The sequence below is a fragment of the Sphingobium fluminis genome (genome assembly GCF_037723805.1).
GTDB lineage: Bacteria > Pseudomonadota > Alphaproteobacteria > Sphingomonadales > Sphingomonadaceae > Sphingobium.
In genome coordinates this window covers 21931-38254 of sequence record NZ_JBBJUK010000007.1, presented here as the reverse complement: position 1 = coordinate 38254, position 16324 = coordinate 21931, and the positions used below count along the sequence as shown (strand labels likewise).

General features: G+C 61.8%; 14 protein-coding genes. 8 read left to right on the top strand and 6 right to left on the bottom strand.

Annotated elements, in window-relative coordinates:
• Positions 1-9 precede the first annotated feature (9 nt).
• On the top strand, positions 10-864 hold the full coding sequence (locus tag WG907_RS16075; protein WP_340234384.1) for a cupin-like domain-containing protein: 855 nt from the start codon (positions 10-12) through the stop codon (positions 862-864).
• Between the two features lie 10 nt (positions 865-874).
• On the opposite strand, the gene WG907_RS16070 is transcribed toward WG907_RS16075, so the two are convergent.
• A complete protein-coding gene (locus WG907_RS16070; RefSeq protein WP_340234383.1) occupies positions 875-2323 on the bottom strand; it encodes a helicase HerA domain-containing protein in 1449 nt (482 codons plus the stop codon).
• A 388-nt stretch (positions 2324-2711) separates the two neighbouring features.
• The gene (locus WG907_RS16065; RefSeq protein WP_340234382.1) at positions 2712-3266 is read right to left on the bottom strand and encodes an outer membrane beta-barrel protein; all 555 of its coding nucleotides are present in this window, start codon (positions 3264-3266) and stop codon (positions 2712-2714) included.
• Between the two features lie 313 nt (positions 3267-3579).
• Here WG907_RS16065 and WG907_RS16060 point away from each other — a divergent pair, with 313 nt between their 5' ends.
• Together WG907_RS16060 and WG907_RS16055 are read left to right on the top strand one after the other, a co-directional pair.
• Positions 3580-4215, top strand: coding sequence for a hypothetical protein (locus WG907_RS16060; protein ID WP_340234380.1), 636 nt, complete (start codon positions 3580-3582; stop codon positions 4213-4215).
• Complete coding sequence (locus WG907_RS16055; protein ID WP_340234378.1) at positions 4215-4904, top strand: hypothetical protein; 690 nt, start codon at positions 4215-4217, stop codon at positions 4902-4904. The genes WG907_RS16060 and WG907_RS16055 overlap by 1 nt, the downstream gene beginning before the upstream one ends.
• Here WG907_RS16055 and WG907_RS16050 read toward each other — a convergent pair whose 3' ends face one another.
• On the bottom strand, positions 4905-5360 hold the full coding sequence (locus WG907_RS16050; RefSeq protein ID WP_340234376.1) for a peptidylprolyl isomerase: 456 nt from the start codon (positions 5358-5360) through the stop codon (positions 4905-4907). It abuts the gene before it with no gap.
• 146 nt (positions 5361-5506) lie between these two features.
• Between WG907_RS16050 and mgtE the strand changes: the two genes are divergently transcribed.
• Entirely contained in the window at positions 5507-6940 is a 1434-nt protein-coding gene (gene mgtE, locus WG907_RS16045) for a magnesium transporter (RefSeq protein WP_340234374.1), read from the top strand.
• A 54-nt stretch (positions 6941-6994) separates the two neighbouring features.
• Positions 6995-7393 (top strand): DUF1489 family protein, encoded by a 399-nt coding sequence (locus WG907_RS16040; RefSeq protein ID WP_340234621.1) that lies wholly within the window; start codon positions 6995-6997, stop codon positions 7391-7393.
• Between the two features lie 3 nt (positions 7394-7396).
• Here the strand turns inward: WG907_RS16040 and WG907_RS16035 are convergent, their stop codons facing one another.
• From WG907_RS16035 to WG907_RS16025, 3 genes are all read right to left on the bottom strand, one after another.
• Positions 7397-8650: a dipeptidase gene (locus WG907_RS16035; protein WP_340234372.1), complete on the bottom strand. Its 1254-nt coding sequence runs from the start codon at positions 8648-8650 to the stop codon at positions 7397-7399.
• On the bottom strand, positions 8651-11059 hold the full coding sequence (locus WG907_RS16030) for a TonB-dependent receptor (RefSeq protein WP_445326832.1): 2409 nt from the start codon (positions 11057-11059) through the stop codon (positions 8651-8653).
• Positions 11060-11278: 219 nt separating this feature from the next.
• Positions 11279-12253: a GlxA family transcriptional regulator gene (locus WG907_RS16025; RefSeq protein ID WP_340234370.1), complete on the bottom strand. Its 975-nt coding sequence runs from the start codon at positions 12251-12253 to the stop codon at positions 11279-11281.
• Positions 12254-12647: 394 nt separating this feature from the next.
• Between WG907_RS16025 and WG907_RS16020 the strand changes: the two genes are divergently transcribed.
• From WG907_RS16020 to WG907_RS16010, 3 genes are read left to right on the top strand one after another with little or no spacing between them, the layout of a single operon-like run.
• Positions 12648-13901, top strand: a complete 1254-nt coding sequence (locus WG907_RS16020) for a phenylacetate--CoA ligase family protein (protein ID WP_340234369.1) — start codon at positions 12648-12650, stop codon at positions 13899-13901.
• Position 13902: 1 nt separating this feature from the next.
• Positions 13903-15369, top strand: a complete 1467-nt coding sequence (locus WG907_RS16015; protein ID WP_340234367.1) for an acyl-CoA reductase — start codon at positions 13903-13905, stop codon at positions 15367-15369.
• Positions 15366-16250, top strand: a complete 885-nt coding sequence (locus tag WG907_RS16010) for an SDR family NAD(P)-dependent oxidoreductase (protein ID WP_340234365.1) — start codon at positions 15366-15368, stop codon at positions 16248-16250. Before WG907_RS16015 ends, WG907_RS16010 begins: the two co-directional genes overlap by 4 nt.
• The last annotated feature ends 74 nt before the right edge of the window (positions 16251-16324 follow it).

Genomic DNA, 16324 nt, shown 5'->3' with positions numbered 1-16324 from the left:
CATCGGTTCATGCACGGCGTCATCCCCGACTCATCCAAGCAGCGTTTCCGCGACATTTATCCGCTGGTCCCCGCGCGCATGGCCCATGGCTTTGCCGATCATCCGCTGCTCACCCTCGACGCGCTCGCAGGCCTTGCGGCGCGGATGCGGCCCGATACGCTGGAGCATAATGCCGCGATCGACGTGCCGCTCGGCACGCCGACGACGAAGCTGCCCCCTAATGGCCTCACCACGCTCCAGACGATCGAACAGATCGAGACCTGCGGCTCCTGGGTGCTGCTGCGCGAGATCGAGCAGGACCCGGCCTATGCCGTGCTGATGGCCGATGTGCTGGGCGAGCTGCGCCCGATCATCGAGGCGCGCACCGGGCCGATGCACAAGCTGCGCGCCTTCATCTTCATTTCCTCGCCGCAGGCCGTGACGCAGCCCCATTTCGACCCGGAATATAATATCCTGTTCCAGGCGCATGGTGCCAAGACGATGACGCTTTTCCCGACCGCCGACGACCAGATCGTCGGCCAGCGCTTTTTCGAAAGCTATTTCGCCGGCGGCCAGCGTTATCTGCCGTGGCGCGAGGAACATGGGCAGCGCGGACAAGCGATCGCGATCGAACCGGGCGAATCGATCTTCGTGCCGCTTTTCGCCCCCCATCATGTAAAGGTGCATGAGGCGGTTTCGGTCTCGCTGTCACTGACATGGTGCAGCGCATGGAGCTTCGCCGCGATCGACGCGCACAAGTTCAACCGCCGCCTGCGTCGCCTGGGCCTGTCACCCGCCGCGCCCCGGCTTTTCCCCGCCGGCAACCGGGTCAAGGCGCTGGGCGAGCGCGCCGCCCAACGGATCGAACGGGCGGTCGGGCGGTGAGGCGCCGTGCTCAGCCCTCGGCGGCGGCCGTCGAAAGCCCCAGATCGGGCACCCCGATCGATCGCCGCCCGCCGAAATCGGTGCGCGCGACCACGACGCCCAGCTTCTCCATATACTCGATCAAGCGCCGCACCCGCCCCGGCGAACTGGTGCCATAGGCGCGTGCCAGTACGGCATCGTCGGGGCAAGGCGCGCCGGTCATCGCCGCCCGCGCGATCAGCAGGAAGGGCGCGAGCATATCCTCAGGGAGCGGCGCGGCAGCGCGCATCGCATCGTCCCAACGCGGATCGGCCGCGTCCGCCATCCCCGCCATCGCCATGGCGAGCCGCTTGCGGAAAGCCGGCAAATCGAGCGGAACGGCACGCAGTCCCTTCATCCGGCAGCGCACGGTGAAATCCTGGTACAGCGTGGCCGCGCTGGCCGGCGCGTCGCCCAGATCGGCGACGATGGCTTCAAGCACCGCGATCACCACCGGCTCGTTCTGGCCAAAGTCGAGTTCGGGCGCGGCCGGCTTCGCGCTCGGCGCGGTGGCCAGTTGTTGCATCACGTTTTCGGCTGGCACCGGCGCCGGTTCGTTGCGGAGCGGGGGAGGGGTGGCGTCCTCCTTGGCGGGCGCGAACAGCAGTTCGACGAAATCCCCGGTTGTCGTCACCGGCGGCGGCATCAGCTTGTGCGTGCCCCCGCGCGTGCCCGTCCTGACCGCGCCGATCTTCACCGCGACCGGCCGACGCGAAATCGCCGGACCCAGCCCCAGGAAGCGCCCGCGCTCCAGATCGCGGATCTGCTCCGCCTGTCGCCGTTCCATGCCGAGCAGATCGGCCGCGCGCGCCATGTCGATGTCGAGGAATGTGCGCCCCATCAGGAAATTGGACGCTTCGGCCGCGACATTCTTGGCGAGCTTGGCCAGCCGCTGCGTCGCGATCACGCCGGCCAGGCCGCGCTTGCGGCCCCGGCACATGAGGTTGGTCATCGCCGCGAGGCTGAGGCGCCGCGCTTCATCCGATACTTCGCCCGCCGAGACCGGGGCGAACATCTGCGCCTCGTCCACCACCACAAGCGCCGGATACCAATGGTCCCGCGGCGCATCGAACAGGGTCGACAGGAAGGTCGCGGCGCATTTCATCTGCGCTTCGAGTTCGAGCGATTCGAGGCTCAGCACCACCGACGCGCGATGCTCGCGGATGCGGCTCGCCATCCGAACGATGTCGCGCTCATTATAATCGCCGGCTTCGATAACGACATGGCCATGGGCATCGGCGAGCGTCACGAAATCGCCTTCGGGGTCGATCACGACCTGCTGCACCAGCGGGGCGCTTTCCTCCAGGAGGCGGCGCAACAGATGCGACTTGCCCGACCCGCTATTGCCCTGAACGAGCAATCGGGTGGCGAGCAATTCTTCCACGTCGATGGTCACGGATTTCCCCGCGCCGTCGGTGCCGATGGTGATGCTGGCTGTCACGGGAGGGTCTTTGGCCCAAGCGGCCGGTGCAGCGCAAGCGGCTTGAGACGCTCACGCGACAGGGCGCGCGATCCGTTTGCCCTTGGTCCGGCTTGTCAGGTGAAATTGCGCGCAACGGTCGCAACGATAAAGTCTGAGCGGCATCGTGGCGGCGGCGATGGCCCCATGCGCATCCTGCTCCGTGTCGAATCGCCTTTTGCGGGCGCAAATGCTCAATCTCGTCCGACGCAAAAGAGGCTCCCTTCGAAAGCCTCTCATAGAGTGCGGGACGGCCAGCAGTCCATGGCCGCCCCGAACCCTCAACCCTCGCAAGCGGGGGGTGACTGGTGAAAGGTGGGGCCGACCATCAGGCCAGCCCCGCCCTATTCAATCGATCAGAATTGGGCGATCAGAATTTCGCGACCACGCCCGCCATTGGGCGGATGGAATGGAAGTTGCCGTCGGTGTCGGCCTGAACGCGCAGGCGAATATTGCTGCTGGCGGCCGAACCCCCCATATCGGCGGGAGACAGTTCGACACCAGCGCCATAATTCATGCCATGATAGTCGCCGCTGTTAGAACCGAGTGCGTCGAAATTGACCCATCGATAGCCGACCTTGCCGAAGATCATGCTGTCCTTGCCCGCCTTGACGCCGACTCGGCCGGCCGCGCCATATTCCCAGTCGATGTCGCCCGACACGCCCTTGGCCGCATTGCCCTCGACGCCCAGGACGATGGGTCCGGCGACATCGACGTTCACGCCGGCGACGCCCTCGACCATGCGGCCCTTATAGCCCACAGGCGGGATGCCCGACTTGCTCGTCTCGCTGTCGAAATTATGGATGCCGCCAAGGACGCCGACATAGGGTTCGATCCGGCGTGTCGATCCGGCGTCGTCCTGCGCCAGGGCGGCGACGGGGATCAGAGACGCGGCAGCGACCGCTGTGAGAAGCAGTGTCTTCATGGGTTTAACCCTTACAATATGTGTGAAAGCAAAGCCGGGGTGTGGACCCACCGGCGTCCCGGAGCGGCTTTAAGCGGCTCGCGATGGATGAGGGGGTAATGGACGGGGTCTGCAGAAGGTTTCCTGAACGAAAGTGAAAAGCGCCGAAAAGAGCCAAAATGTGACGGAAAGGGCACGGTTCCTGTCGGATAGATGAACGCAGCATCTCGTTTCTGAACGGTAGATAAACGGCAACATATCGCTATTTCATTCACAACCAATTCAACCGCCGGGCGTTACGATGTCATCAGATACTCGAACAAGGAGACGGGCGATGACGTGGACTGGACAGAAGTTCCTGGCTGCGGTGGGCCTAGCAGGAGCACTCGCGCTCGGCGGCTGTGCCTATGACGACGGATATGGTTATGGCGGCGTCAGCGTCGGCACCGGCTATTATGCCGGCGGTGGCGGATATTATGATGATTATGGTTATGGCCCCGGCGGCTATGGCGGCTGGTATAACGGCTTCTATTATCCCGGCAGCGGCTATTATATCTATGATCGCGGCGGTACGCGCCGTCGCTGGGACGATGGCCAGCGCCGCTACTGGGAAGGCCGCAGGCAGGCACGAGGGAATGAAGGGCGCGGCGATGGTCGGCCCGGTAACTGGAACAATGGCCAGGGTCGCCCGCAATGGCGTGATGGCGATCGTGGTCAGTGGCAGGGCAATCGTGGTGAAAGACGTGGCGACTGGCGGGCAAATCGCGGACAATGGCAGCGTGGTGATCGCGGTGGTCAGATGGCGCCAGGTGCTGGCAACGCCATTGCGCCTCAGGCCCGCCCGCAACCTCAGCAGAATGTGAACCCCAATCCCTGGGCGGGGCGTCAGCAGGGTATGCGCAACGCTCCGTCGACACAGGATGGTGGCCGGTCCTTCAACCGGGGTGGACGCCGGGGCCGCGCCGATTAATGCGGCATGGTGTGCGGGCCGTCGCGCTGGTGGGATTGCTGATCCTTGGCGCCTGTGATGGTCGCGAGGAAAGCGCGCTCGACAATCTCGCCAACGGCGCGAATGTGGCGCAGGTCGATAACAGCCTCCGGGCGGAGGCGCAGGCGGTGATGGAGCCGCTTGCGCCGCCTGCTCCCGGTACGCCGGGCGGCCTTCCGGTTGCTCCCCCGCCTGCGGAGGACAAGATCGATCCCAAGTCGGCGCAGGGCGCGGCGCAGGTGGTGCAGGGCTATTATGGCCTGCTGGAACAGAAGCGCTATGGTGATGCGCAGGACCTGTGGTCGGACAATAGTCCAGAGGGCGCGCAGGACGATGCGCATTTCGCGTTGCGCTTTCGGGGGTTCAGTGAAATCCACGCCAATATTGGCGCACCACGCCATCCTGAAGGGGCGGCCGGATCCAGCTATGTGACCGTCCCGGTGCAGGTATACGGCCGGATCGCTGCCAATGGGTCACCCTGGTATCGTCTTCGACAAGTGGTTCTGCGGCGCGTGAACGACGTGCCGGGGGCCAGCGCGGCCGAACGGCGCTGGCACATCATATCTATCCGCCCTTATGAAGCCCTGGCCGAAGATGGTGGAGCGGCGGAGAATGGGGCGGAAACGGCCAACGCCATTTCCGCCACCGATGCGATGGTCAAGCCCCGGTGATCAGGCTACTGTCGCCTTGACGATCTTGCCGGGCGTGCGCGGCGGCTCGCCCTTGGGCAGCGCGTCGACATGCTCCATGCCCGACGTCACTTCGCCCCAGACGGTATATTGGCCGTCAAGGAAGCCAGCGTCGTCGAAACAGATGAAAAACTGGCTGTTGGCGCTATTCGGATTGGATGATCGCGCCATAGAACAAACACCGCGTACATGCGGTTCTCGGCTGAACTCGGCCTTGATGTCGGGCTTGTTGGGATGGCCGCCCATGCCGGTGCCGGTCGGATCGCCGCCCTGCGCCATGAAGCCGGGGATGACGCGGTGGAAAACCACGCCGTCATAAAAGCCTTCTTTTGCGTTCTCGACGATGCGCGCCACATGACCGGGCGCAAGATCCGGGCGCAGCTTGATGACGACATCGCCACCGCTGTCGAGGCTAAGGGTCAGGGTTTCGTCGGCCATGCAGGGTCCTCTCTTGGGCAAGCAGATATGCGGGGTTCATATAGAGGGTTGGGATCGCGATGGAAGCGCTTCCAAGCCCATTGCAATTATATTGTGCATGAGCGAAAGCATTTAAATGCTTCAGGAACCCGATAGTAGGACGCGCCATGACCGAGCGCGGCGACATGGCCGGGACGCGGCCGGATACACAGGATAGCGATACGCTGATCCCGGACGTGGCGGAATCGCGCCATGACGAGGACGATCGTCTGAAACATGGGTTCGTCTCCGCCGTGCTCGATGCGGTCGAGGATGGCGATACCGACAAGGCGCGCGATCTCGTCGCGCCGCTGCATCCCGCCGACATCGCCGATCTGCTCGAACTCACGCCCGGCGACCGGCGGGGCGCGGTGGCGGCGGCGCTGGGCGATCTGGTCGGCGCGGAAGTTCTTTCCGAGCTCAATGATTATGTCCGCGACGACCTGATCGGCGCGCTCGCGCCCGAACAGGTGGCGGGCTTTGCCGCCGAACTCGACACGGACGACGCCGTCGCCATCATCGAGGATATGGAGGAGGCCGACCAGCAGGCCGTCCTCGACGCGCTCGACCCGGCAGACCGCGCCGCGATCGAAAGTGCGCTCGGCTATCCGGAGGAATCGGCCGGCCGTCTGATGCAGCGCGATCTGGTCGCGGTGCCCGAACATATGACTGTGGGCCAGGTCATCGACTATCTGCGCGACAATCGCGACCTGACCAGCGATTTCTGGGAAATCTACGTCGTCGATGCGCTGCACAAGCCGATCGGCTATTGCCAGCTCAGCTGGATACTCACCTGCCCGCGTTCGGTCGCGATGGCGGACTTGATGAAGCGGGAACAGACGCTGATCCCGGTGGACATGGATCAGGAGGAAGTGGCGTTGCGCTTCCAGAAATATGCTCTCATCTCCGCCGCCGTGGTCGACGGTGAGGGCCGGCTGGTCGGAATGATCACGGTCGACGACGTCGTCCACATCATTTCGGAAGAAGCCGGCGAGGACATATTGCGCCTGTCGGGCGCGGGCGAAGGCGACATCAACGAGCCGATCCTGATGACGGTGCGCGCGCGCCTCATCTGGCTGATCGTCAATCTCGGCACCGCGATGCTGGCGGCGTCGGTCGTCGGCCTGTTCGAAGGAACGATCGAGAAATTTGCGCTCCTCGCTGCGCTGATGGGTATCGTTTCCGGCATGGGCGGCAATGCCGGTACGCAGACGCTGGCCGTGGTCGTGCGGGCGCTGGCGACCAACCAGCTGACCAGTTCGAATACGCTGCGCATGATCGGCCGCGAATTTCGCATCGCCGCCGCGAACGGCGCATCGCTCGGCCTGTTGATCGGCGTCGGCTCCTATATTCTCTATGGTCGTGCCGACCTGTCGATCGTGTTCGCCTGCGCCATTCTCATCAACAATATGGTGGCGGGGCTGGCGGGCGTGCTGATCCCGATCACGCTCGAACGCAGCAATGTCGATCCGGCGGTTTCGTCCGCGGTGTTCGTGACGATGATGACCGACTGTTGCGGTTTCTTCAGCTTTCTTGGTCTTGCCACCCTGTTCCTGCGCTGAGATAAAGCTGCGGTCGATTGAACCGCGGCCCTTCTCTGCCCAGATAGGTGCATGATGCCGCTGCACATGACCAAGATCGCGTTCCAGAGCGAAAGCCCCGCCACATTGCGCGCTTGGCTGGAAAGCCATGATGGCGAAGCGCGCCTCACCACCCGCTATCTGCCCAAGCGTGTCGCGGAGATGGCGGGTGGTTCACTGTACTGGATTCATGGCCACCGCCTCGTCGGTCGCAGCCCGATCCTCGGTTTCGCCGAGACGGGGCAGGGCCGTCAATGGATCAGGCTGGAACCCGTCCTGATACCCGTCCGCGCCAAGGCCAAGCGCGCCCATCAGGGATGGCGCTATCTCGAAGACGCTGACGCGCCGGCGGATCTTGGCGATGGCGAGGCGGACGACACTGACGCGATGCCGCCGCGCCTGCTTGGCGAACTGGCGAAACTTGGGCTGGTCTAGCTGCTAGGATTGCGGGGCGGGCGGTGCCTTGTTCCTTTGGGCGGCCGCCTCGACCTCTGCTGCCTTGAGCAGGCGCAGCACATTGCCCGACCAGATTTTGCCGATTTCCGTCTCCGAATAGCCGGCTTTCACCAGGGCCTCGGTAATGCGGGGAATTTTGGTCACATCCTCCAGCCCCCGAACGCCCCCGCCACCATCCCAGTCGAGACCGATGCCGACATGGTCAGGGCCAACCAGCTTGAGCGCATGGAACAGGTGCGCGAGAAAATCGTCGAATGTCGGCGGATCGATCTCCGGATAGAGCGTGTCGATCTCGTGACGCTTCCTTAAAAACGCGGCTCGCGCCTCGACGCTGACCTTGGCGCCTTCGCGCATCTGGGCGAAGAGCGCCGTCATCGCCTTCTGTCGCTCGGGATTGGGCTTTGCGGCTTTGAGATAGGTGCCATAGGCGTTCATCTGGATGACACCGCCCTTGGCGGCCAACGCGCGCAAATGGGCGTCGTCGATATTGCGGGGGTGATCATACACGGCCTTGCACCCCGAATGCGTTAGCAGCACCGGCGTCTTCGACAGGGCAAGAAGATCGTCGAGCACCGCGTCGGAACTGTGCGACGCATCGGCCACAATTCCGAGCCGGTTCATCTCGACCAGCAGCTGTTTGCCGAGCGGACTGAGGCCGCCCCATTTGGCCTGTTTCGATGGATCGGTGGCGCTATCGGCGAACTGGTTGTTCGCGAAATGGGCAAAACCCGACACGCGAACGCCCATGTGGAAGAACAGGTCGATCAGGCTCACATCCTCGCCCAGCGGATAGGCGTTTTCGATCGACATATAGACGATGCGCTTGCGGGTGGCGGCGATCCCCGCCGCGTCCGATGCCTTTGTGGCGAGCGTGAAGTTCGCCGGGTCCGCCGCGACCATTGTGCGGATCGACATGCCTCGCAGGATTGCGAAGTCACGAGCCTTCTCATAGCCTTCGCGGGTCAACGGACCCTGAGTTGTGTAAATGGCGAAGAAACCGCCATCCAGCCCGCCCTTCTTCATGCGGGGCAGGTCGACCTGCGTATAGTCCACGGTCGCATCATGTTCGTCCTCGATCGACCAGCCAGGCAGATCAAGCGAGGCGGGCGTATCCAGATGCGTGTCGAGGGTAATCAGCGACTGATGCAGCTTGAGCGTCGCTTTCGACACGTCCTGAGCCTGGACCGGGATGGAGAGCGACGCCAGCAGCGCCGCCCCCAACGGAAATGGCTTCATTCAAATCTCTCCGGAAATCGTAAACTGGAAGGTCCGTGGCGATTGCGGACGGAAAAATAGCCCGTCTCCGCTGACATTGGGCATGATGAAGGATAGCACATCCTTGTCGAACACATTGTCTAGATTGAACCGCGCCTTCACGCCCTTGACCGGCCCCAGCGTGATCCCGTCGCCGATATCGACATAGGCGCTGAAGATCGTGAAGCCCGGCACGCTCGAACTGGGCGAGTTGGCCAGCGTAGCCCAGCGGCTGCTGGTATATTTGCCGCTGAAATTGGCCACCAGCCAGCTTGCCGGTTCGATGGTGACGCCGCCATTGACGATCCACTTCGCGCTATCGGGCAGATATTTGCCGGCCAGCAATGTGCCGTTGGGTAGATTGTCCTTGAACTTGGCATTATTATAAGTCGCGTTGAGGTTGAAATAGGCAAGGCCGTTGAGGAAGGCCGGCTTGTAGGTGCCGGTGAATTCCGCGCCATAGGCCATTACCCGGCCGACATTGGTATAGACGTTTTCGGGCACGTTGCTCCCGACCAGCGGGATCGATGTCTGTGCGATCCGGTTGTCGAATTTGGTGTAGTAAAGCGCGAGCGCGCCATAGAATTCGGACTGGTTGGTCCGGACACCCAGTTCGAAATTGCGTGATTTTTCTGCCCTTGGTGCGGGCGCGAGCACACCTGTGGACGGGACAACCGAGAAAATATCGTCCAATCCCTTGGGCAACGCCATATTTTCGGCGAATGACGCAAAGAGCTGTGTTCGTCCGTCCAGCTTGTAGATGAAGCCCGCCATGGGCAGGAAGCCGTCATTATAATGGGCCGTCGCGCCATGCTGGCCACGGCCGCCGACGAAAATGGGCGCCTGTGCCGTGCCGATATTGCGAGAATAATCGTCGAAATCGCGATAGCCGAAATAATGATAGTCGAGGAACAGCGACTTGAAGCCGAGATCGACGATCAGGCGGTCGTCGAGCAGTTTGACCGTATCTTTCAGGAACAACTGGGTGGTGTCGCGCTTGCTCCGATAATCGCGCCGCAGGAAGACGAGGGAATTGAGGTCAGCGGGACTGGCCGGCGACCCATCAGTGGTGTTGTAACGCGCCTGGGTGCGATGATATTTGTCCTGTTCCGCCCATAGCCCGGCTTCTACCGCATGGTCACCCAGCTCCCAGTGAAACTTGGTGGTAAGGCCGTAGCGATCGCCGCCGACGCCCGACCGCCCGAACTGGGTGCCGCGCGGCGCATTGACCGGCAGCCCTATCGCCCTCTGTTCGGTATAATTGAGCAGGCTGTTGGTATAGCTGTCGGGCGACACGCCATAGCCGCCCTTGTCTTCCCAATAAGCAGTGCTTTCCACCCATGCGCCATCAGCGATGCCCAGATGGACGGTGGCGCCATACAGCTTGTCCTTTCGCACGTTGATCGCCAGATTATAGCTGTTGATATAGGCTAGGCTGGAATAGGCGACCCCCGGTGCGATGGGCGCGAATCCCGGCGTCGTGTTGGGCGGTGCGATAATATAGCCGATATTGCGCCCGGTCCCGCCGAGGCCGTTGTAAGATGGTGTGCTTGAAAAATATTGCGCGCGGCCAAGGCCCGGCGAATCATAATCGAAGAAATCGTTCGATACGAATTTGAATCGCGCCCAGCTGTCGCCGCCCAGGTCGGCATGAACCTGTGCTTCCCAATGTTCCCGATCGACCGAACCCACGCCCCGCCACAGATCGGTGTCGAGCTTGGTGCGGCTGACATAAGCCTTGAACGGCCCAACCTGGCCCGTGCTGAAACGGATGAAAGTGCGCTTGAGATCATTATCGCCAAAGCTTTGCGACACGAACAGGCCAAGATCCTCTTGCGGCGCGATCGAGTTGTACGAGATGATGGGACCCAGCGAGGAATAGCTCGGCAGACCTACGTCGCCCGCGCCGACCGATGCCTCGACGCGCCCTAGATTTTCATTATCGACATAGCGGAACACCGGGCTGCCGCCGAAGGCGTCGCTGCGCCCGGTCGGGATGCCATCGATGATGAAGCCGATCTGGTCGAGATTGAAGGCGCGCACCTGCACGCTGTTGCCGAATTCATAAAGGCCGAGCGGGCCGTCGGTCTGGACGTTGAAGCCGGGCAACTGCTCCAGCATCTTGAGGCCCGAAATGCCGGATGGCGCTGACAACAATGCTTCGCGTGTGATGCCGACAGTATTTGTCACCCTGTCCTGACCGATCGCTTCGGATGATACGGAAATGCGTCGGCCGGTCACCAGGATTTCGCCCTGTTCTTCTGGTGCGGGAGCGGCGTCCTGCGCAGTTGCCGGCAGACTGACAAGCGCGGAACAACTCATCAACAATGCGAGCATGGTCCGGCGGGCGCGCTTCGAGCTGAAACCAATGTGATGAGATATCTTCGTCATGGCAAACCCCCTGTCTGGTCCGCCCTTCAGACCGGCCGATTGCTTCAGCCGAACATTCCCCCCGATCACTCGCATAATAGCCTAGGCGCGCGAGCATCATTGAAACTTGTAAGAGTTTCTATTTAAAACGCACAAGCATGAGGAACCCGCCATCGGGCGCGCAGATTGTTTCGCATCCGGCAGATATAGGGCGGCAGGCACCGCCTACGCGGACAGCGTTTATCTGGAACTGGCCAGTTCCACGCGATCGGCCCTGAATTTGGCAGCGCGCGCCCGGGCAATCACCCGCATGCTTTGCGGCGGAACGCCAAACACCCTGATGAACGCGCGGCGCATCCGGTCGGGGCTGCCGAAACCGACCTGACGGGCGATCGCCGATGGAGCGAGTTGTGGCTCGCGGAACAGGGCGAGAGCGGCTTCCAGACGGATGCGTTCGATTGCCTTGGCCGGGGTCTGGCCGAGCGCAGTTGTAAAGGCGGGCACGAAATTGCGCGGATGCATGCCAAGATGCTCGGCCATCTGTTCGACCGACAAAGTCTGGTTCAGATTATCCCGTGCCCAATGGATCAGGCATTTGAAGCGCTCGTCGCCGGTAACGTCGGGGCTGTCGCTCGCATTGGGCCGGTGGTGGGGCAGAAATTCGCGCGCGGCGCGCTTGGCAGCGTCATGCCCCAGATCTTCCTCGATTATCCGTTGCGCGATATCCGCGCCGCCCGTCACCGATGTCGAAGTCCAGAACTTGCCATCGCGCACGATGGTTTCGTCGCCCTCCACCTGGATCGAGGGATAGAGTTCGGCCAGTTCGCCGTTCAGCGACCAGTGGGTCGTCACCCGATGCCCGGCCAGCACGCCGGAGGCGGCCAGCACGACAGTGCCGCTGGAAATAGCGACGATATGGCGGCAACGACCGCTCTGGGTTCGTACGAACTGCGCTATAGCGGGTGAGCGCTCCGCTTCGAAGCAGGCGTAGCCACCACAGATAAAGAGGATATCGAGCGGGCCGGCCTTCGAGAAGGGCGTCGATGCGACGCTGACCCCGGCCGAGGACGGGACGAGAGCGCCATCGTCCGAGAGCAGGATCGCGGCATAGACCGGGTCGCCATAACCAGCGACAGCTTCGAAGATCGAAAGCGGTCCGGCGACATGCTGAAGCTGGAAGCCCGCATGTATGACGAAGCCGATTCTGTATGTCACCACTCGTTCCTCAACATCCTCCGGAATGGCGGCCTTCCTGAACCGTCTTTTCGCCTGCGGAACTATGTCCTTCAAGCCGCGCAAAGGCAAGGCGTGCACCCGGATCGCCAGCGCCGTAGTGGTCTGTACGCCGATTTAGGACTGGATTTTTTGCCCAGTTGACCGTCGGCGTCGCTTGATCGATCCTTATGGAAATATAAAGCTGGAGATTAGGATGCGATCGAACGCAGAGCAGGCTAAGTCATGGGGCCTGTACGTCGATGATCAGGATGAATGGGCCGATTTATTCTATTATTCTATAGATGATTTGCATTCCGTTCCGGCCGAAGATCTGGATCATATTGCTATCCGGGGTTTGAGGGAGCGGTTCGAGTATCTAAAACCCAGATTGCTCATGCTCGGAAAATTGGCCGATGAGCAGGGCGTTACTGAAATTCTCGATGTCAATGATGCCGCTAAACTGCTGTTCCAGCATTCCATATATAAATCCTATCCGGTCAGCTTCGTCGAGAAATCCCAGTTCGATCGACTGACGAAATGGCTGTCCGGCTTTACGACGGCGGACTTGTCGGGCCTCAACTTCGATGGCGTCGAGACTATCGACGACTGGATCATGATGCTGGACGCGGAAACATCCGTCCGCGTGCTCCATTCGGGCGGCACATCGGGGAAACTGTCGTTCCTGCCGCGCGGCACCGCGGAAACCGACCTGATGATCCAGGGATGGCGCCTACTGCATGAAGGGGCCGGTCCCGATCTGCCGCCGATGGACGAGGTCCCGGTCATTTTCCCGGCCTACCGAACCGGTGCATTCGCTCAGCAGCGCATGTTCAACCGGATGGTGGAGACGGTTTTCGGCGGCGACCAGTCTATGCTGGTTGCCCTCAACGAGGGACGCATGAGCGCCGACGCGCTGTCGCTTGGCGGGCGGCTGCAACTCGCCGCGCAAAAAGGCGAATTGGGCGAAGTGCGTCTTTCGCCGGCGCTTATCGCGCGGCGCGACGAATATGTGCGCAGCATGACCGAAGCGCCGACCCGGATGAGCGATTTCATCGACGCCGTCGCCAAATCGCTGGCGGGACGCCCCGTGGCGATGCTGGCATGGGTTGGCCAGCTATACGACCTTGCGCAGGCGGGGCTCGACCGGGGGCTGTCGAACATCTTTGCTTCCAACAGCAACATCATGTTCGGCGGCGGCTGGAAAGGGCGCACGCCGCCGGAAAACTGGGAAGCGGTCATCACCGGATTCCTGGGCGTCGACAAAATACGCGATGGTTACGGCATGACCGAATGTATCGCCTCGGCGCGTTCGTGCGAACATGGTCATTATCATATCTATCCCTTCCAGATCCCCTTCGTGCTCGATCCGCTGACCGGCGAGCCCTATCCGCGCGAGGGTGAACAAACCGGCCGGTTCGGCGTGTTCGACCTTGGCGCCACCACCTATTGGGGCGGGTTCCTGACCGGCGACAAGGTCACGGTCTCCTACGAACCCTGCCCCTGCGGGCGCACGACGCCGATGGTGCTGGCCAACAGCATCAGCCGCTACAGCGAAGCGGAAGGCGGCGACGACAAGATCAACTGCGCCGGCGCGCCCGAGGCCCATGACAATGCCCTGGCCTTCCTGATGGCCTCGGTGGAGAACTGAGATGACGCAGTATAAGGTTCCGCTGATCATCCGCGGCAAGGTGATCGAAGATTATGAGGCGCAATTCGGCGGACGCGACGGCGCTACCGAACTCGTGACGCCGTCCGTGGGCAAATATATGTCGGAGCTTGCCCTGACCCGGCCTTCGGCAATGAGCGACCTTTACGCCATCAGCTTCGAGGAAATTCTCGACTATCTGGAACAACTCGGTACGCGGCTCCATCTCGCGGAAAACAGCTATGTGCAGGACGCTCTCGACCTGTCGTTGCGCACGTCTGGCCTTTCCGAAGGCATATTGCGCGACTGCTACGCCAATCTTCACAAAATCTTCGGAAAAGAACAATGGCGCCAGACGGTCGATCGGACCATCGGCATCGACCATGTCGAAGGATGGGTCGAACATGCGATCGGCAACGGCGGACGCGCAGCGATCCGCGCTTTTGGCGCGCGCAGTGTCCATGTGATCGCGGGCAATGTGCCACAGGTTGCCGCTATAACCATCGCTCGCAACGCGGTGACGCGCGGGGATGCCATCATCAAGACGCCGTCCAACGATCCGCTTACGGCCTCGGCCATCGCGAGGACGATGATCGACATGGCGCCCGATCATCCTATCACCCGGCATCTGAGCGTCGCCTATTGGAAGGGCGGAACGGAAACCGTGGAAGAGCGGCTGTACCGTCCCGCCAATATCGAGAAGATCATCGCCTGGGGCGGCTTCGCGTCGATCACGCATATCTCCAAATATCTGCAACCGGGCATTGACCTCATCACGCTCGACCCGAAGCTTTCCTCGACCATATTGGGGCGTGAGACCTTTGCCGATGAGGCGACGATGCGCGCCGCGGCCGCCCTGGCGGCACTCGATGTCGGCGTCTATAATCAGGAGGCCTGTTCGAACGCGCGTGTGATCTATGTCGAAAGCGGCACCGATCAGGACGGGATCGACAAGGCCAACGCCTTTGGCGCCATGCTGAACGAGGAAATCAGGGCGCTGCCCCCGCATTTCAGCGGGCCTGCGGTTCGGATGGACCCGGCACTGGAAAACGAGATGAACGCGCTGCGGCTCAGCAGCGAATGGCATAAAATCTACGGTGGCGGGCGCGAAGGCGCGGTCGTCGTGTCGCAGATGGACGAGCCGGTGGATTTCGCCAAGCTGCTCGCCAATCGCGTCGCGAACGTCGTCCCCGTCGACGATCTCGAAATCCCGGTTCGCGCCGTCACCGCCTATACCCAGACGATCGGCATCTACCCTGAATCGCTGAAGGCGCAATTACGCGATCGTCTGTCGATTCATGGCGCGCAGCGGATCGTCTCGCTCGGCGGGTCGGGCATGCCGGTATTCACCGGGCCGCAGGACGCGATCGAGCCGATGCGCCGGATGTGCAAGTGGATCATCGATGAAAGCCGCCCGGAAAGTTACCTGAAACAAGTGCTCGTCAAGGAAGATGAGGGGGAAATGGCATGAGCCACGCGCGTTCAGTCATTCTCACCGGCGCAAGCAGCGGCATGGGCAAGATCATCGCGGAGGTGCTTGCGTTGCAAGGGTTCCGGGTGTTTGCCGGCATGCGCGATGTCCACGGGCGCAATGCCGACAATGCCGCCCAATTGCTTTCGATAGACGTGCCGCACCAGATCGTCCCGGTCGAAATCGACGTCACCGATGATTATTCCGTCATGAGAGGCGTCGGTTCAATATTGGGTCAGACATCCGACATAGATATTTTGATCAATTGTGCGGGGCTGATGTCAGCTGGACCTGTCGAGGCATTTTCCACCGACCAGTTCCGCCTGATCCTCGAAACCAATGTTCTTGGACCGTTTCGCCTTTACAAGGCCGTGCTGCCCAACATGCGCGCCCGGAATTCCGGGCTCATCATCACCATCAGCTCGGTGAGTGGCCGGGTGATCGCGCCGGGCCTTGGCATCTACAACGCCAGTAAGTTTGCGGTGGAGGGCCTCGCGGAATCGCTGGGCTATGAGGTATCGGGCCTTGGGATCGACACCGTCATCGTACAGCCAGGTCCCTTCGCCACCAATTTGGGGGCCAATCAGATCGGTCCGGCGGATTCCTTGATCGTCGAGGAATATGGCGAGAACGGCCGGCTCGACAAAATATTGGGCGAGCGCCTGTGGCCGCTGCTCGAAGCGTCCAAAATCTCCCTTGATCCTCGCGATGTCGCGGATCTCGTGCTGGAGCTGATTCAGATGGAGCCGGGCAGACGCCCGATCCGGACGACGGTGGGCATGGATGCGGGCGCATCCCGAATGAACGCGTTCACCGAAGAGGTTCAGATGGATTATCTTCGAACGATCGGATTTGAAGGACTGGCGCGCACGCAGCCCTGAGGCAGGGTCGAGCATAAGCGCATGTGACGGTCGGAAAAATATCGATCGCGGCATGAATACGCTCGCTTAAAAAT